17 protein-coding genes are annotated in these 19460 nt (G+C 26.2%); 14 read left to right on the top strand and 3 right to left on the bottom strand.

All coding sequences use genetic code 11. The features are described 5' to 3' along the window. Position 1: 1 nt before the first annotated feature. Positions 2–1564, top strand: a complete 1563-nt coding sequence (locus ACAN_RS02405) for a PepSY-associated TM helix domain-containing protein (protein ID WP_099333832.1) — start codon at positions 2–4, stop codon at positions 1562–1564. Positions 1565–1573: 9 nt separating this feature from the next. Further along, positions 1574–2059 carry a hypothetical protein gene (locus tag ACAN_RS02400; RefSeq protein ID WP_099333831.1) on the top strand — a complete coding sequence of 162 codons (486 nt, stop codon included), beginning with the start codon at positions 1574–1576 and terminating at the stop codon, positions 2057–2059. Between the two features lie 13 nt (positions 2060–2072). On the opposite strand, the gene ACAN_RS02395 is transcribed toward ACAN_RS02400, so the two are convergent. The 3 genes from ACAN_RS02395 to ACAN_RS02385 all read right to left on the bottom strand — a co-directional run bounded on the left by ACAN_RS02395 (position 2073) and on the right by ACAN_RS02385 (position 6665). Continuing rightward, positions 2073–3791, bottom strand: a complete 1719-nt coding sequence (locus tag ACAN_RS02395; RefSeq protein WP_099333830.1) for a sensor histidine kinase — start codon at positions 3789–3791, stop codon at positions 2073–2075. Continuing rightward, positions 3788–4474, bottom strand: coding sequence for a response regulator transcription factor (locus ACAN_RS02390; RefSeq protein ID WP_099333919.1), 687 nt, complete (start codon positions 4472–4474; stop codon positions 3788–3790). Before ACAN_RS02390 ends, ACAN_RS02395 begins: the two co-directional genes overlap by 4 nt. Positions 4475–4562: 88 nt before the next feature. After that, a complete protein-coding gene (locus ACAN_RS02385) occupies positions 4563–6665 on the bottom strand; it encodes a TonB-dependent siderophore receptor (RefSeq protein WP_099333829.1) in 2103 nt (700 codons plus the stop codon). A gap of 161 nt (positions 6666–6826) precedes the next feature. Here ACAN_RS02385 and ACAN_RS02380 point away from each other — a divergent pair, with 161 nt between their 5' ends. The 12 genes from ACAN_RS02380 (at position 6827) to ACAN_RS02325 (ending at position 19459) form a co-directional block, all read left to right on the top strand. Beyond that, entirely contained in the window at positions 6827–7396 is a 570-nt protein-coding gene (locus tag ACAN_RS02380; RefSeq protein WP_099333828.1) for a hypothetical protein, read from the top strand. Positions 7397–7456: 60 nt separating this feature from the next. Further along, positions 7457–8431, top strand: coding sequence for a helix-turn-helix domain-containing protein (locus ACAN_RS02375; RefSeq protein ID WP_099333827.1), 975 nt, complete (start codon positions 7457–7459; stop codon positions 8429–8431). A 104-nt stretch (positions 8432–8535) separates the two neighbouring features. Then, a complete protein-coding gene (locus ACAN_RS02370) occupies positions 8536–10611 on the top strand; it encodes a TonB-dependent siderophore receptor (protein ID WP_099333826.1) in 2076 nt (691 codons plus the stop codon). A 137-nt stretch (positions 10612–10748) separates the two neighbouring features. Beyond that, positions 10749–11717, top strand: coding sequence for a helix-turn-helix domain-containing protein (locus ACAN_RS02365; RefSeq protein WP_099333825.1), 969 nt, complete (start codon positions 10749–10751; stop codon positions 11715–11717). Between the two features lie 104 nt (positions 11718–11821). Continuing rightward, a complete protein-coding gene (locus tag ACAN_RS02360) occupies positions 11822–13915 on the top strand; it encodes a TonB-dependent siderophore receptor (protein ID WP_099333824.1) in 2094 nt (697 codons plus the stop codon). Between the two features lie 39 nt (positions 13916–13954). After that, positions 13955–14257 (top strand): hypothetical protein, encoded by a 303-nt coding sequence (locus ACAN_RS02355; RefSeq protein ID WP_099333823.1) that lies wholly within the window; start codon positions 13955–13957, stop codon positions 14255–14257. A gap of 9 nt (positions 14258–14266) precedes the next feature. Continuing rightward, the gene (locus ACAN_RS02350; protein ID WP_099333822.1) at positions 14267–15859 is read left to right on the top strand and encodes a PepSY-associated TM helix domain-containing protein; all 1593 of its coding nucleotides are present in this window, start codon (positions 14267–14269) and stop codon (positions 15857–15859) included. After that, positions 15843–16343, top strand: a complete 501-nt coding sequence (locus ACAN_RS02345) for a hypothetical protein (RefSeq protein WP_099333821.1) — start codon at positions 15843–15845, stop codon at positions 16341–16343. Before ACAN_RS02350 ends, ACAN_RS02345 begins: the two co-directional genes overlap by 17 nt. Positions 16344–16472: 129 nt before the next feature. After that, a complete protein-coding gene (locus ACAN_RS02340) occupies positions 16473–17219 on the top strand; it encodes a DUF3450 domain-containing protein (RefSeq protein ID WP_099333820.1) in 747 nt (248 codons plus the stop codon). Next, positions 17219–18544, top strand: coding sequence for a MotA/TolQ/ExbB proton channel family protein (locus tag ACAN_RS02335; protein ID WP_099333819.1), 1326 nt, complete (start codon positions 17219–17221; stop codon positions 18542–18544). The genes ACAN_RS02340 and ACAN_RS02335 overlap by 1 nt, the downstream gene beginning before the upstream one ends. Further along, positions 18537–19055: a MotA/TolQ/ExbB proton channel family protein gene (locus ACAN_RS02330; RefSeq protein ID WP_079578075.1), complete on the top strand. Its 519-nt coding sequence runs from the start codon at positions 18537–18539 to the stop codon at positions 19053–19055. The genes ACAN_RS02335 and ACAN_RS02330 overlap by 8 nt, the downstream gene beginning before the upstream one ends. Then, positions 19055–19459, top strand: coding sequence for an ExbD/TolR family protein (locus tag ACAN_RS02325; protein ID WP_079578076.1), 405 nt, complete (start codon positions 19055–19057; stop codon positions 19457–19459). Before ACAN_RS02330 ends, ACAN_RS02325 begins: the two co-directional genes overlap by 1 nt. The last annotated feature ends 1 nt before the right edge of the window (position 19460 follow it).

The following is a 19460-nucleotide window of genomic DNA, read 5'->3' as shown; positions in this document are numbered from 1 at the left end:
CATGAGTCATAATCCAACAAAACTATTAAAACAAAGATTACAAAGGGTTCATGTAGCAGCTGGGATTACTTTTTCATTATTTATGTATGTAGCTGTCTTTTTTGGGATTTTTGCAATTTTTTTACCATATATTCAAACATGGGAAAAGCCATCAAGACATTTTGAAGCAGCTGATATTAAAAATATAAATTATTCAGCCATGATTGATCCCGTAATTTCAGACCCAGAATTTCCAAGAAATAATATAATTATTCAACTACCAGGATACAGAGGTGATCCTGCACTTAAGATAAGACATATGTTTACTGAAGCTGTTGTATTTAATCCAAATAGTATGGAAAAAATAGAAGATGAAAAAGATATTTCTGAACTTGCATGGTTTTTAAATAGTATGCATTATGGAAGACCATTGAAAACTTTTGGTTATTTACTATTTGGATTTGTTGCAGTTGGAGTGATGTTTTTAATTATTGGTGGATTAATTCAAGTCTATTTAATAAAATATAAAAATAAAGGGAAAAATCAACAAAGTAAATTTTCTAAATGGCATAGAAAAATTTTCACATGGATATTTGCTCCTTTTATTATAGTTACATTAACAGGTGCTTTAATGAACATAGGATTTATAGGCTCTGCACCTATGGCATATATAAGCTCAAAAGGTGAAACTTTTCAAATAGGAAGATTAATAAGACCTGTTCTTAACCCAGAAAAAGAGAAAATTGAAAAGAAAAATGATACTGTTGAAATGCTTCCAATTAATGAACTAATAAAAAAAGCACAAGAGATAAATCCAAATGTTAACTTTCACAAAATAAAGCTTATAAATTGGAAAGATTCAAGTGCACAAGTTGAAATTGAAGGATATAATCCCAAAATGCCATTTTTAAATGGTATTTACAATGATCCAACTGTTATATTAAGTGGAGTTGATGGAAGCTTAATACAAAATATAAAAGTTTTAGATTCCCATTGGTCTAAACTATTTGTAGATAGCATGTATTTCTTACATTTACTTTTTGGAGTTGATGTGTTTACTAGAATTCTTATGGCAACACTTATGGCTATTTGTGCAGTTGCAATTGGATTTGGAGTAATGCTTTGGCTTGAAAAAAGAGCAAAAAGATTTGAAAATAAAATTCCTTTTTATCACTGGTTTGGGAAATTATCACTTGCAGTTATGATAGGTGTTATTCCAGCAACTGGCTTTATATTTTTACTTCAATGGATTTTACCATTTGATATGCAAGATAGACTTATTTGGCAAAAGGGCTTATTTTTTGTCTTTTGGCTTGCAACATTTACATGGTCATTTTATAGAATTAATTCATACCAAGCAACAAAAGAGTTCTTTTTTATAGGAGCTTTATTTTTTATGCTAACTCCAATATTACATTTTTATAATAGTGGATTTAATCCAATTGAATTATATGCTCTTAAAATGAATACTATTTTAAATGTTGATTTAGGACTGTTTTTATTTGGTTTATTACTTATGCTATTAGCTTACAAATTACCAAATAATAGAAATGAAGCAAAAAGCTTTTTTAAAGCAAAAGTTTAAAGGAAAACAATGAAATTAAGATATATTTTTTTAGCACTTTTTTTAACAGTAAACCTAAGTGCACACACACTTTTAATGAATGTATTTAATAATGATGACAATACAATCACAGTTATAGGTGAATTTAGTAATGGACAAAAAGCAGCAGGTGCGATGATAAGACTTGAATCATTAGCAACAGGAGAAATTTTATTTAAAAAAAGACTTCCTGATGAGAGTGAAATAACTATTGATATTCCAAAAGAAGAGTATCAAGTAGTTTTAGATGGAGGACCTGGACATCAAATTGTAAAAGATGGAATTGCTCCACTTGAGGGTTTTAGTATAAAAGCTTCAAAAGAGGCTAAGAAAAAGCTTTCACAACCAAGACAAAGAAGTAATGAACTAGGAATGCCTTTAATCATACTTTTATCACTTGGCTTTTTATTTATAGCTTTAGCTTTATATTTTAGTGCAAGAAATACAAAAATACTAATGGCACAATTAAAAAAATAAGTTTAAAAACAAATCAAACTTCAATAAAAAAACAAGCACCTTCTTTGGTGTTTGTTACTTTCAAATCTCCTTTAAAGTGAGAGTTGATTATTGTTTTTGACATATAAAGCCCTATTCCACTTCCTTTTTCTTTTGTAGTAAAATATGGCTCAAATACTTTTTGGATATTTTTATTATCAACTCCTTTTGCATTATCACAAATAGTTGTAACACTTCTATTTAACTTTGTATCAATAGTTATTTTGATTTTTGGATTTATAATTTCCCTTTGCAGTAAAATATCTTTTGCATTTGTTATTAGATTTAATACAACTTGAGAATACTCATTTTCGTAAGAGTAAATTTTCATATCATTTTTTATTTCCAATGAAATTTCAATATGATATTTATCTAAAATAACAGACATAATATTTATTGCTTGTTTTACAGCACTTGAAATATAAAAATACTCTTTTTCTTTTTGTGGCTTATAAAAATCACTAAAACTTTCAATAGTATTTGACATAAACTCAAGTTGATTATTTGATTCTTCTATTTTTTCATTTAGATATTGATTGTTTAATTGATTATCATAAGATGCCATTTGTAAGTTCATATTTATATAACTTAAGTGAGTCAAAGGCTGTCTCCATTGATGGGCAATGTTGTTTATCATCTCACCCATAGAGGCTAATTTGCTTTTATGAATAAGTAATTTTTCCTTTTCATTCTTTTCATTTACTATAGCTCTTAAAGTAAAAGCTAGTGCAAAACTAAAAATTAAAGACTCCATTGGTGCAACTATATGTATTGTATATATTCCACTTAAAGGAATTAACTCCATTTCAGCTAAATATATAAAAATAGTCATAAAACTCCAACCAATTGTATATATTATAGTATTTTCATTTTTCTTAATTATTGAAACAATACCTAAAATAGTTGGTAATAAAAAGATTATATAAAAAGGCATATATTCATATAAAATAGAGTATTTAGTAAAAAAGATTATAAAAATATCAATAATATTTATGCCTATAAAAAAACATAATAAATAGTTTGCATATGGCATCTTCTTTTTTGTTTTTAAAATCTCTTTTGCAAATAATAAAGTAAAAATAAAACTCATATTTTCAAAAATATCAACAATTGCTTGAGCATTATTTGTAGGATATGGTTTAAAGCTGAAATAGACAAAACCAATTAAAGATGCTAGTACAAATATTTGCATTATAGAGTAATATAAAAAGTAATTTTTTCTAGTTGAAAAATATATTATAAAATAGTATAAAAAAGCGCAAAAGATGATTCCATAAGCTAGTCCATATAAAATTCCCTCAAATGGAAAAATATTTTTATACTCAAATTCACTAATAATTTTGATTCTAAAACCTGCTCTTTTAGGTTTATCATAAGAGTAATAAAAAGTTATTTCATTTGGAGTATTTTTATCTAATTTCGATATTAAGATATGATTATTTTTCATATAAGATATATTTGAATAAAGTAAATTTTCATAATCTGATATCACTGTTAAATAGAACTCTTTATCTTTTAAAAGTGATTTATCAAGCTCTATTTTTATAGCAAACTTTTTTACTTTTTTATTTTTATACTCTAAAAAGTCATTTTTACCAAACTCTTTAAATATTTCAAAATCTTCAGAAACTTGAAAACTTTTTATTAAATTAAATTTATCCGCAAAAGCAAAAGAGAAAGAAAAAACAAATAAAATAAAAAAAATCTTTTTCATTTAAGAAGTTCTATTTTGTATCCAATCTTTGATACATTTTTGATAGCTTTACAAGGAAGCTTCTTTCTTAAATCACGAACCAAAAGTCTAATTGCATTGTCGCTCATAAACTCATCTTCCCAAACAAACTCTTGAATTTGTTCATAACTTACTACCTTTGGTGAATTAACACAAAGAAGTTCTAAAAAAAGCATTTCACTTTTTGTTAGTTTTATCTCTTGCTCATCTACTTTTAATATTTTTTCAAAGCTATCAAAATAAGTAGTTTCATTTATAAACTTCTTATTATTCTCATTTTCAAAACTATGTTTTGCACACTTTAAAAGTAAAGGAAAAATAGTATCATGTTTTATGGGTTTTGATAAGTATTTAACTAAACCTAAATCTATTGCATCAAGTAAATAGTCTTTATTAGTAAAAGCGCTAAGCACTATGAATTGAGTCTTTTCATCTGTTTGTCTTACTCTTCTTATCATATCTAAACCACTTAATTTTGGCATTTTTATATCTGTTATTACTAAGTGTGGTTGTTTTTTCTCAATAAGTTCTAAAGCCATATAAGCATCATTTGCTTCATATACATCATAGAAAAATCTCTTTAAATATGAAACAGCATTTGCTCTTATAAAATCTTCATCTTCAACATATAGTACTTTTAATTTTTTATATTCTTCTTTTAACATAAAAGAATTATACAATATTTTCAATAAATATTAATAGTTATTATCATAATTGTAGTGTATACTAAAAAGGAAAATTCCTTTTTAGTAATTAAAATGAGTATTGTAAAGTTAGTGTAGCATTTCTTGGTGTACCGTGACTCATCAAATTTTTACCAATTCCAGTATAATACTCTTTATCAAAAATATTATTTACATTAAATTGTAAATTTGCATTTTTATTTATTTTATATGCAATCATTGCATTTGCTAAAGTAAATGCATCTTGTGTAATTTTTGTTGCCCCTTCACCAGTATAATATTTACTTTTATAATTTAACCCTGCCCCAAAACTTAAATCATTTAGCTTATATTTTGCAAAAAGATTTACTGTTGTTCTTGAAGCTTCTGTATTATGCTTATCACCATTGGCATCTTTTGCTTCATAATTAGCAATTCCAAAACTTAAATTTATATTATTAGTAATTTGACCATGTACATCAAATTCAAAACCTTTACTTGTAACTCCCTCAGCTGCTTTATATGCTGGGTCACTTGTCCCTTCAACAAATACTCCATCTATAGCTGAAGCTACGTTATCTTGTTCTACTCTAAATAATGTTAATGAAGTATTTAATTTTCCATCAAAATACTCCCCTTTTACACCAAGTTCATAGTTTTTACCCTCAATTGGATCTAAATAATTTCCACTTTGAGTTTTTTCATCTTGTGGATTAAAAATACTTGTATAACTTGTATAAATTGAATGGTTTTTATCAATATTATAAATTACACCAACATATGGAGTTAATTCATTTTCAAATTCTCTATTATTTTCACCACTATCTTCAGTATACTTCCAATTTGTTAACCTAGCACCAGTTACTAATTTCAAATCATCTAAAAGTGAAAATTTACCAACTATATAAGCGGCTTTTTGTGTAGTTTTATTTGGTGTTCCATCATAATATCTAAAATTATCTATACTATCTAAATTAATATTTCTAAAGTTTATTAAAGGATTTCCTAAATTTGAATCTTGCTTTGCACTTCCTTGATGATTATATTTTGATTTACTACTATTATATGTGTAACCAAAAAGAACTTCATGATCTAAGCCACCTAATTCAAATGGAGCAGATATATAAGCATCTATATTATTCTCTTTTTCATAATCTTCATTTACATATCCAGAAATACTTCCCTGACCTATTCCTGTTGTTTTATCAACTACTCCACCAAAATATAATAAATTTGATTCATTTTTATATCTATTATGAGAAAATGATAAATTAAATGATAAATTATTTAAAAAATATTGTTTAAAATCTGCAAATACACTTTTTGTTTCTGCATTCCAGTAAGTATTTTTATTTGTAACTATATCAGAAGTATCAAAATTTGTTTTACTTCCATCACTATAAAATGCAGGTAAACCACCCCATCTAATACCACTTCTATCAAGGTTTTGATAACTTGCTCCAACTGACAAATAAGTAGAATCAGTTAAATCCATATCTACTACACCATAAAGTATTTCATTCTCTTTTTCATAGTAATCCATAAAAGAATCTTTATTCTCTTGTTTTGCTACAAACCTACCTCTTACAGTTCCCTTTTCATTCAATGGTGTTGAGATATCAACCGTTGCGCTATAATTATCCCAAGAACCACCTTTTAATGTTACATTACCTTTTAACTCTTTACTATTTGCTCTTTTCCTAATAAGATTGATGCTCATTCCTGGATTACCAGCTCCTGTTAACAGACCATTTGCACCTCTTACAATCTCAACTCTATCAAAAATCGAAAGATCTAAATCCCTTTCGTCAAAACTTGAATAAGTAGGCATTCCATCAATTTTATAATAATCAATAGTAAATCCTCTAGCACTTGTTTTTAACCTCTCATCCCATCTACTTAAAGAAACACCTGTTACATTACTTAAAATATCTTGGTAAGATGTAATTCCTAAATCTTTCATTTTTTGATTTGTAAAAACTGTTACTGATTGTGGAGTATCTTTTAAAGACAATGTTAATTTTGTTGCAGAATTAATCGAATCCACTGTATATGATTTTGTAGTTTCTGTGTCATTTGAAGAGACTACATCAACTGTACCTAAAGATTTTGCATCTTTTGCAACTAGATTTGATTGCAATGCAAAAGCTGCAAATAAAGATAGTGTTAATATCTTTTTATTAAATGATTTCATTAATTTTCCCCTTGTGTGTGATAATCATTATCAGAATTAATATTTGAAATTATTTCTTTTTTTTCCTTACAAAGGCTTTAGTAAAGTTTTTATCATGACAAGATAATTTTAGAAAAAATATTTCACATTTTTTACACATTTATTTTAAATATAATTATTTTATGTCAAATATAGATTTAATAAAATATAAAATTAAAAACTCTAAACTTACTTCTTCAAAACTTGAGAAGTTATCTCTTTGCTTTACCCAAGATTTAACTGCAAGTCAAACAGCAAAAAAGCTAGATATTAGTAGACAAACAGTAAATAGCTACTATAAAAAAATACGCTTTCATTTGATTTCTAATGAGAAAAAAATTGCTTGTAAAAATAGCTGTTTACTAAAATATATTAACTTTAATAATGAAATTATGTTTTTTCTTGAAGATGAAGAGAAAATAGTATCAGTTGAAGAAAATTGTACAAAGATTGACAAACAGATAAAAGAGCAATTATTAAAACATAAAAAAGCAAATAGTGCAAAGCTTTTATATAATAAAAGAGAAGAAAGATTTATTGTTATAGGCTTTTTAAAAACCCAAAATTGCTTTGAAGATTTTATAAACACAAGATTAAAAAAATTTAGGGGTATTAATAAAAATAACTTTAAATTACATATTAAAGAATCAATTATTAGATACAACGAAGACAAAAACGCTTTATTCAAACACTTAATTACTCTATTTAATTAAATATCTATTAATCATATTTTAATTATTATTATCAAAATTAAATAAGGATAATAATAAATAATGGAAAAAGTAAACTACTATGACTTAATAGATATAGAAAAGAAGATTAAAAATCCTTTTTCAAGAGAGACATCTTTTGCAAAAATAAAAAAAGAGTATGGAGAAGGTTTTACTATCTTTTATGATATGGGAAATGGTATTGCGCTTTTTGTTAGAAAAATTACTCCTAATAAAGATTTATTATTATATGAGAAATCACAAGTTCCAGGAGCATGTTTAATCTTTAATCTTGGTTCAAATATCAATTTTACATATAAAGATAAAAAAGAGCATACTTTAAGAAAAAATCACTTTTTTTTAGAACTAGCTTCAAATGAGTTTTATTGTGAAATTCCTTTGAAAAAAAATCAAGCTTTTATTTCTATTTTCATAGGAACAAAAAGTGACCTATTTTTAAAAATTGCATATAAAATTGAAAATATTAAAAAATACATGGAACTTGCATTTAAACAAAGCTATTATGTTCTAGGAAATTTGCAAATTGATGCACTACAATCTGAATTATCCAATGATTTTAAAGATGAAAACTATTTTGAGGATAGTTTAAAAAGTATATATTTAGAATCAAAAATCACAAATTTACTTCATCATACCATTGAAAAAATTTCTAAATCTTTAAATGATAAATCTTCAAGAAGCTTAAAAAAAGATAGAATATCCTCTTTAGAGCGAGCAAAAGAGATAATCATGAAGGATTATAACTCTAAATTATCTATAAAAAACATAGCTTATAAATCTGCAATAAATGAGTGTTATTTAAAAAAAGATTTTAAAGAATATTATGGAATGACAATCCTACAAATGATTCAAGAAAGACGACTAGAAGTTGCAAAAAGACTTTTAAAAGAAAATTTTAGTGTAAAAGAAGTTTCTTTAAAAGTAGGATATAACAATACTAGCTATTTTAGTAAACTCTTTTTCAATCATTTTTTAATTACCCCAAATAATTATAGAAAAGAGCTCAATAGTTTTTGATTTCCCCATTATCCAATAAACTTTTCCTTATAGTGTTTTTTAAGTATTGATAATTAGTATCAATTTATATAGTATCCGAAAATAAAAAAATTTAGGAGTATTATATGAATAAAGAATTTCTTAAAAGAAATTTATGCATAAGTCTTTCTTCTTTTTTATTAACAGGTGAATTACTTTTTGCACAAGAGAGTACAAAATTAGATGAAGTTAATATAATTGAAAATGCGATTTCAAATTATCAAAGTGAAGAAAAAATAAAATTAAATCGTACAGGTATTGATATAGAAGATACTGCAAAATCTATTCAAGTTTTTAATGAAGCTTTTATTCAAGATGCCAATCTTCAAAATATTGATGATATTATAGAGTTATCATCAAATACTGTTTATACTGGTAATACAGATGGAAAATCAACTAATATTTCCATGAGAGGATTTTCATCAGTTCCTATTTTAATTGATGGATTAAAAGTTACAAATAAAATTCCTAATCCAGAAGTATTTGCTTTGGATTCAGTTGAAGTACAAAAAGGACCTGATTCTTTGCAATATGGACAATCAAGTCCAGGTGGAATTGTAAATTTAGTTAAGAAAAAACCCTTAAAAGAGTCTATGGCAAATTTAGAGTTTGAAATAAATGACAATCCCTCATATAAACCAAAAATTGATTTAACTGGAAGTTTAAATGAAAATAAATCACTATATTATAGGCTTATTTCTACTTATAAATATGATAAAGGATATACAAATAGTAATACAAATACAAATAAAATATTTATTGCTCCTAGTTTAGCATATGATATAAATGATAATAATACTTTTACTTTTATTAGTGAATACAATAAAGAAACATCTCCTACAAATTTTGGAACTAATGTAAATAGTAAAGGAGAACTTGTTGCACCAATCAAAAATGTCACTTCTCATCCAGATGAAGAGTTTAAAAGAACTCAAAATGTTCTTGGATTTGATTTTGATAGTAGATATAACACTTGGAGTTCTAATTTTAAATATAGATATATAAAACACATAAGAGATTATGGAGATGTTTATTTACCTCTTATGTATAATGAAGCCACAAATGAAGTGACAAGATTTTCTGCAAATCAAAGAGGTGAATTTAAAGAACATGCTTTACAATATACTTTTAATAAAGAGTTTCAAATACTTAATATAAAAAATAATATTAGTATTGGAGCTGATTATAATAAATCAACTTCACAAGGAAGTTCAAATATTGCCATGCATCCTTATAATATAAATCTTTCAAATCCTGTTTATGAACAACATATAAATCCTGTAGATTCATATAATATAACACGAGATATGTCACAAGCAAAAACAAGTGTTAAATCTTGGGGAATGTTTCTACAAGATAGTATAAATCTTACGGATAAACTAATATTTAATGCAGGATTAAGATATAGTGAGTCTAAACCTCAAAAGGGACAAAAAAGTGATGCAATTACTCCATCTTTTGGACTGATTTATCATATTACAAATAAAACAAGCTTATATACAAGCTACTCTGAATCATTTACTCCAAATAGTGCCATAGATAAAAGTGGAAATGTTTTAGAGCCTGAAACAGGAAAAGGGTATGAACTTGGTATTAAACAAAAACTATTTAATGATAAATTAAATTTAACAACTGCTGTGTTTAAAATAGAAAAAGAGAATATTGCATTAGCAGATCCAAATGCTCCATCTCTTAGTGGATGGTCAGTTCCAAGTGGTAAACAAGAAAGTCATGGGTTTGAAATTGATTTAGTAGGAGATATTACACAAAATTGGTCTATGATTGCTTCATATGGATATACAAAAACAAAAGATAAGAACAACGATGATAATAACTTAAGAAATATTCCAAAACATACTGCTAATATTTTTACAAAATATAAACTATCAGCTTTTGACTTATCAAATTTTTATGTGGGTGCAGGAGCTAGATATATTGGAAGTAAATATGCAGATGATGCAAATAGCATAAAACTAGACTCAACTATTGTTTACAATGCAACACTTGGCTATAAAAAAGGAAACTGGAAAGCAAATCTTAGTGTTCAAAACTTAACAGATGAAGAGTATGTAGATGGTTCAGCTTCAGGAACTACAAGTGATACGCGAGTATATATAGGAGAGCCAAGAGCCGTTCTTGCAACTATAAGTTATAAATTTTAAAAGATAAAATAACTCTTAAGTAATATTAAGAGTTATTTTCTTTTGTCCTCTAATTATAATAATCACTATCATTAATTAAAGATATTTTAATTTTTTTTTACTACTATAACTATTTTATTTCAAGGATATTTCAAATAATGAAAAAAGTAAATCATAATAATTTAATAGAAATTAGTAAAAAAATCAATAATCCTTTTTCAAGAGAAACTTTATTGACAAATATAAAACATAATTATGGAAAGGGGATTTTTCTTTGGCATGATTTTGGAAATGGCATAGCTAGTTATACATATGATTACAAACTAAATGATGATTATAAACTTCATCTTTCTTCAAATATTGCAGGAGCAGTATTGATTTTTAATTTATCAAATAATATAAAATATTTTTTCAAAGATAATAAAGAGTTTATATTAAAAAAGAATTCGTTTTTTATTGGCCTTTCTTCAGATAAATTTTCAGTAGAAATGCACCTAAAGAAAAATAAACAATACAAAGCTGTATCTATTGGAATAAAAGAGCTTCTTTTTTTACAATTAGCAAAAAAATTAGAAAAATTAAGTGAAATAATGCAAGAGACTAAAGCAGTTAATCACTTTATTATTGAAGGTGGATATATGGATTCTTATCAATTTGAATTGCTATCTTACTTTGAGAATAAAACAATCAATGAAAATACTCTATCTAATCTTCATCTTGAATCAATGGCATTAAATTTGGCACACTACACTATAAATAAAATAATTAATAAATGTACAGATAATAAAGATTTTAATATGGAAAAAATAGAATCACTAAAAAAAGCAAAACAGATAATTCTTTCACAATATGCACAAGCTTTAAGTATAAAAGATATCGCAAATAAAGCAGCAACAAACGAGTGTTATTTAAAAAAAGATTTTAAACAGTACTATGGCACAACTATATATAAAATGCTTCAAAAAAGAAGATTAGAGGTTGCAAAAGAGTTGTTAGAAAAAGATTTTAGTGTAAAAGAAGCATGTTTGAAAGTAGGATACAAACATATAGGTCATTTTAGTAAACTATTTTTAAATCACTTTAAAATAAGTCCAAGTGAATATAGAAAAAAAATTAATAGTTTTTAAATTTCCTTTTTGTAGCTAATATTTTCCTTTTTATGATATTAACATATTGATAATCATAATCATTTTATGTATTATTCCCTAAATTATTTGAGGAGTACACATAAATGAAAACTTTTGGTTTACCAAAAAAGCTGTCAATATCTCTTTGTACTATTTTACTAGCAAGTTCACCCCTACTTGCAAATAGTAAACAAACAAACAAAGAAAAAACAAAAGAACTAGATAGTGTTACTATTATAGGAAGTGAAACATCAAACTACTTAACAAAAGAGAAACCTTCACTAAATAGAACAAATATAGATATAGAAAATAGTGCAAAATCTATTCAAGTATTTAATCAAGATTTAATCCAAGATGCACAAATTCAAAATATCGAAGATATTATACAAATGTCATCAAATACAACTTATCAAGGTGATAGTCATGGAAGAACTACTCAAATTGGGATGAGAGGATTTTCTAGTGTTCCAATTCTATTTGATAGTTTAAAAATCACTAATAAAATTGCTCACCCTGAGATATATAATCTTGAAAGAGTTGAAGTTTTAAAAGGACCTGACTCCTTACAATATGGAGAGTCTAGTCCTGGTGGATTAGTAAACTTAGTTAGTAAAAAACCACAAAAAGAGGCTTCTTCTGAAATATCTTTAGAACTTACTGACAATAACTCATATACACCAAAACTTGATGTAACAGGTAGTATAAATGAAGATGGTTCATTAAGATATAGATTGGTTTCTACACTTAAATATGATGAAGGATATACTAACTCAAATACAGATACAAATAGAGTTTTTCTTGCTCCTTCTATTGCATATGACTTTGATGAAAATAATACATTAACTATTTTAGCAGAGTATACAGATGAAACTTCTGCCTCTGCGTTTGGTACTTATGTTAATAGTAAAGGTAAACTTGTCGCACCATTAAAAAACACTATTTCTAACCCAGATGAAGAGTTTAAAAAGACTCAAAAAATAGTTGGTTTTGATTTTGATAGTAGTTTTGATACTTGGAACTCTAACTTAAGATATAGATATATAGATTATGTAGGAGATAATGGAAATGTTCATATGCCATTAAGTTTCAATGAAGCTACAAATACAGTAAACAGAGCATATGCATATCAAAAACAAGAGTTTCAAGAGCATGTATTACAATATACTTTAAATAAACAAGTAAATATTTTAGATTTTAAAAACAATATTAGTGCTGGAATTGATTATAATAAAGCTTACTCAAAACTAGATATGTTTTTTGACCCATTTGCTGCATATAATATAGATATTTCTCACCCTGATTATGAGTCATTAACTGATTTATCAGATCACTCTGGTGCAATGAATATGTCAAAAGATAAAACATATGTTAAATCATGGGGAACATTTTTACAAGATAGCATAAATCTTACAGATGATTTAATCTTTAGTGCTGGTGTTAGATATAGTGAATCAAAACCACAAAATGGTCAAAGAAGTGAAGCTACTACTCCATCTTTTGGATTAGTTTATAAAATCACACCTCAAACTTCTATTTATACAAACTATTCTGAGTCTTTTAATCCAAATAGCGCAAATGACATTAAAGGAAACATTCTTGACCCTGAGGAGGGGAAAGGATATGAAATAGGAGTTAAACAAAAACTATTTAATGATAATCTTCATCTTACTGCTGCAATGTTTAAAATAGAAAAGAAAAATATTGCTTTAAGTGATCCAAATGATCCAACAAACCAAGCCTCTATTGCAAGTGGGGTACAAAAAAGTAAAGGTTTTGAATTTGACTTATCAGGACAAATTACTTCAAACTGGTCAATTGTTGCATCATATGGATATACAGATACAAAAAACAAAGATAACAATGATAATGAATTAAGAAATATACCAAAACATACAGCAAATATATTTACTACATATAATTTAACTTCATTAAATCTTCCAAATATGTATATTGGAGGTGGAGCTAGGTATTTAGGAAGTAGATATGCAGATGATGCAAATAAAATAAAATTTGACTCAGAAATTATCTACAATGCAACACTTGGTTATAAAAAAGGCAATTACAGAGTAAATTTTAGTGTTCAAAATTTAACTGATGAAAAATATGTTGATGGTGCTTTATCAAGTAATGCTAGAGGAACAAGAGTTTATGCAGGAACTGCTAGAGCTGTTATGGCTAGTATTAGCTATAGATTTTAAAATTTCCCCAAAATTTGGGGAAATAAACAAAGGTAATATATGATAAAAAAGACATATACAAAACTAAATACTCCTGAAAAAAATGGAAAAATATTAGGCTGGTTTAGAGTTATTTTAAGTATATTTGGAGGGTTAATTCTTTCTTATTTATTTATGACACTACTTGCTTTTATTATCCCACTTAAGATTGAAGAATCTACAATAATTTCAATAATGTTTAATACTTTAGCATGGGCTTGTGCTACAACATGGATTATACTATCTTATACAAAACTTATTGCATTACTTAGATTCATAATACCAACTACAATTTGTGCAATTGCACTTTATATATTATATTAAGGATTTTATATGCAAGAGAACAAATCAAAACTTTTTAAACAAAGACTTTTTAGAATTCATATTGCTGCTGGAGTAATTTTTTCTATAATTATGTATATTGCGATATTTTTTGGTATTTTTGCAATACTTCTTCCTTATATTAAAACATGGGAAAAACCATCAAGACATATACAAACTACTAATATTTTTAATATAGATTATAATTATATGATAAATAAAGTTTTAGAAGATGAAAGTTTTCCTAAAGATGATATATTAATAAATCTTCCTGGAAGGATGAATGACCCTGCTGTTATAATTACAAATCCTTTTGTAAAGCCAATCGCTTTTAATCCTACAACAAAAGAGAAATTAGAAGATGAAACAAAAGAAAAATCACATCTTGCTGATTTTTTAAATGAGCTACATTATGGGCAACCTTTAAAACTAATAGGTCGTTTATCTTTTGGCTTTGTAGCAGTTGGAACTTTAGTTTTAACTATTACAGGACTTATTTTAATATATTTATTTAAATTTGCAAATAAAGGGAAAAATCAACAAGCAGTCTTTTCTAAAATACATGTAAAAGTATTTACTTGGGCATTTTTACCATTTTTACTTATTACTTTAAGTGGAGCTGTTATGAATGTTGGTTTAATAAGTTCAGGACCTATGTCAAAAATAGTTTCAAAAGGTGAAGCAAAAGCAATTGATGAAGTTGTAGGAAAAGTACTCTTTGAAGAGAGTAAACCTATCAAAAAATTAAATGAACCAACAAAAATGCTTGAGTTAAAAGAGCTACTAAAAAAAGCTTCAAAAGTTAATCCTGAGCTTACTTTTAAACAAATAAGATTAAAAAACTGGAATGACAAATCAGCACAAGTAGAAATAGTAGGATATAACCCTTATAAACCATTTTTAAATGGAGGAATATTTAATCGACCAACAGTTACTTTAAATGCCCAATCAGGAAAACTAATAAAAAATCAAAAAGTAATGGATAAAGTTTGGCCTGTATTTGTAGCTGAGAGTCTATTTTTCTTGCATTTTTTATTTGGGATAGATATCTTTTCAAGAATTATAGTTGCTATTATTATGGCTTTATGTGCAATTGCAATTGGTTTTGCAATGATGTTATATTTAGAAAAAAAAGCTAAAAAATTCGATGGAAAGATTACATTTTATCACTGGCTAGGAAAATTTACTCTTGCAAGTATGATTGGTGTAATACCAGCAACGGGTGTGCTTTTTTTACTTCAATGGCTACTTCCTTTCTCTTTAGAGCATAGAGTACTTTGGCAACAAGGCATTTTTTATAATGTTTGGCTTTTTACACTTTTTTGGTCATTTTTTAGAATCAACTCGTATCAAGCATCTAAAGAGTTTTTATACTCTGGTGGAATAATTTTTATTCTTTCTGCATTTATTCACTCAATAAATTCTGGATTCTCTTTTTTTGAACTTATTAGTTTTAATCTAAGAAATATACTTGCTGTGGATATTTCACTTATTCTATTTGGTGCAATTTTAATTTATATTGCTAAAAAACTTCCTTCTAATAGAAGTGAAGCTAAATTATTTTGGATTTTAAATAAAAAGGTTAAATATGAAAAAAATATCTAGTTTATTACTAATTTTATTAACTCCAATATTTTTATTTTCACATTCACTAGTTTTAAGTGTAATGGATAATGAAGATGGGACAATTACTGCTCAAGGAGTATTTAATACAGGACAAAGTGCTGCTGGTGCTTTATTGGTTTTAGAAGCATTGCATAATAAAGAGATTCTTTTTGAGAAAAGACTTCCTGCTTCTAATGAACTAACTATTGATATTCCAAAAATTCCTTATCAAATAGTTTTAGATGGGGGAGAAGGTCATACTGTTATCAAAGATGGTATTGCTCCTCCTGATGGTTTTAAAGAAGTTAAAGCTTCTAAGAAGAGTAAAGAAAAAGCTAAAAAAAGAAGTAGAACAGATGCTACAATTGCAACTAGTAATGCTGTTACTATTAGTATTTTGATCGCTTTTATTCTACTTCTTGCAACTATTTTTATTAGTATAAAAAACACTAATAAACTTCTTTTAGAACTAAAAAACAAATAGTAATATTACTATTTGTTTTTATAGGTTATGAATAAAATTAACTGTTTCTTATCATGAAAGGTTAATAAATAAGTTTACTTTTATTCATTATTGATTATAATTCTCAAAATTAACATAAAAAGGTTATAAATGAATTGGCTTTTAAAAATTGGCTTTTTTTCAATTTTATTTATTTCATCAATAATGGCTGATGAAATTGATAAATCAATGAATATAATTGAAAATACAAACAATAAATTGAAAACATACCAAAAAAAAATAGATAATCTTGATGAAAAAACTCAAGAGATATTAAGTGTATATAAATATACAAATGCCGAACTTAAAAATAGTAGAATCTACAACAACCAACTAAGAAAAATATTAAGTTCACAAGAAAATGAGTTAAAAAATATTGACCAACAATTAGTTGATATAGAAAATACTCAAAAAAATATTTTTCCACTTATGCTAAAAATGGTAGATAGTTTAGAACAACTTGTAAAAATGGATATGCCTTTTCTTTTAGAAGAAAGAACAAATAGAATAGAAAAATTAAAAACAAGTTTAGATAAATCTGATATTAAAACAGCAGAGAAATATAGAATTATTTTAGAAGCATTTAAAATTGAGTATGACTACTCAAATAATATAGAAACTTATCAAGATAAAATTGATAATAAAACATATAACTTTTTAAGATTAGGAAGAACTGCATTATATTATCAAAGTTTAGACTTAAAAGAGTATGGATACTGGAATAAGCAAACTAAATCTTGGGTAAAAATAGATAATAGTGATGCAAAATCAAATATAAGAAAAGGTATTAAAATCGCTAAAAAACATCAAAATGTTGATTTATTAAACCTTCCATTTCTAACTAAGAAAGGTATGTAATGATTAAATATATATTAACTGTATTATTACTTATAAATTCAAGTTTTGCTCTTGATTTAAACTCTTTACTAAATAATGTAAAACAATCTTCTAATAAAGAAATAATTCAAGAGAATAAAAGATTAAAAGATTTTATTGAAAATAAAAATAGGCAAAAAGAGCTATTAAATAAAACAAAAAGAGAGTTAAAACAAGAGAATCTTGAAACAGCAAGACTTAAAGAAATTATTGAGAAAAATGAAAAAATCTTGGCTAAAAAAGAGTCAGAATTAAATATTAAAATTGGTGATTTAGGTGAAATGTTTGGAAGTGTTAGACAAACATCAGCTGACTTTTTGACAAGTTATAAAAGAAGTTTCACAGCATCACAGTTTCCACAAAAAAAAGAGGTTTTTACAAAATTCTCTAATTCGAAAAAACTTCCAACAATTGATGAACTTACAACATTTTGGCATACAATGTTAGATGAGATTATTCAAAGTGGAAATATTTCAAAATATGAAGCAACTGTTATTGCACATAGTGGAGAAAAAAATACTCAAGAAGTTACAAGAGTTGGTCAGTTTTCTGCTTTTTCAAAGGGAGAATTTTTAACATATTCTGATGATATGAATGCTTTGATTGAACTATCAGTTCAGCCAGCATCAAGCTATAAAGATAGTGCAAAAGAGTTTGAAAACAGTTCAAATGAGATTAAAAATATTTTAATTGACCCAACAAAAGGTACACTTTTTACAATGCTTGGAAATAATCCAACTATTATGGATAGAATAAATCAAGGTGGAATTGTGGGATATATTATTCTTGCATTAGGTGGACTTGGTTTAATTTTTGCAATTTATAAAATGATAGTTTTAAATATTATTCATACAAAAATAAGAAAACAAAGAAAAGATATCTCAAACTATGATGATTCAAACTCTTTAGGAAAAATAGCAGGAATATTCTATAAGAATATAAATGATTCAATAAGTGATTTAGAGATTAAAATTGGTGAAGCAATATTAAAAGAAACAAATAATATCAAAAAAGGACAAAGTTTCGTAAAACTACTTGCAGCAGTAACTCCACTACTTGGATTATTAGGAACTGTTACAGGTATGATTGCAACTTTCCAAGCAATCACTTTATTTGGTACAGGTGACCCAAAACTAATGGCTGGAGGTATCTCAACAGCTTTAATTACAACAGTTTTAGGTTTAGTTACAGCAATTCCTTTACTTTTTGCATATACATACATCTCTTCAAAATCAGAAGCAATTGTATCTATTTTAGAAGAACAAAGTATTGGAATGTTAGCAAAAAATTTAAAACAAAATGATTGATATATACATAGATAATCTATTTGGCTTCTTTGAAAGAGGTGGCTTTGTACTTTATATAGTGTTTGGTATCGCCCTATTTTTATGGGCACTACTAGTTGAGCGATATATTTACATAAGCTTTGAGTATAGAAAATACAAAAAAAGTTTATTAGGTGATTTAAAAAACTCAAAAGTGAATCAAAAATTTAAAGAAGAGATAAAAAAATACATAATTGAAGATTCAAATACAAAATTGAAAACAGGTCTTAGTTTTATAAAAACTTTAATTATAGTATGCCCACTTGTGGGACTTTTAGGAACTGTTACAGGGATGATTGAAGTATTTGATGTAATGGCATTAAATGGAACAAGTGATGTTAAATCTATGGCAAATGGTGTTTCAATGGCAACTATTCCAACAATGGCAGGAATGGTAGTTGCACTAAGTGGAATACTATTTGAAAAGAAATTAGAACTATCAATCAAATACCATACAGATAAATTATATTTAGAGATTTCAAAGGTTTTATAATGAGAAGATTTTCCCACAAAAACAATAAAGAAGAGACAGAGATAAACCTAACTCCTATGCTTGATGTAGTATTTATTATGCTTATATTTTTTATTGTAACTACATCATTTGTTAAAGAAGCTGGGGTTGAAGTAAATAGACCAAGTGCAAAAACAAGTCAGCAAAAAGCACAAGCAAATATATTAATTGCAATTAAAAACAATGATGAAATTTGGATTGATAAAAGAATGGTTGATATAAGAGCAGTTAGATCAAATATTGAAAGACTAAAAGCTTCTAATTCACAAAATAGTGTTGTAGTTCAATCAGATAAAGACTCAAGAACTGGTGTTTTAGTAAAAGTTATGGATCAAGTAAGACTTGCAGGTATTACAAATATTTCAATCTCAACATTAAAGAATTGAT

Source organism: Malaciobacter canalis, assembly GCF_008000835.1.
Lineage (GTDB): Bacteria > Campylobacterota > Campylobacteria > Campylobacterales > Arcobacteraceae > Malaciobacter > Malaciobacter canalis.
The sequence above is the reverse complement of the archived record's forward strand: the minus strand, read 5'-3'. Positions and strand labels throughout refer to the sequence as shown.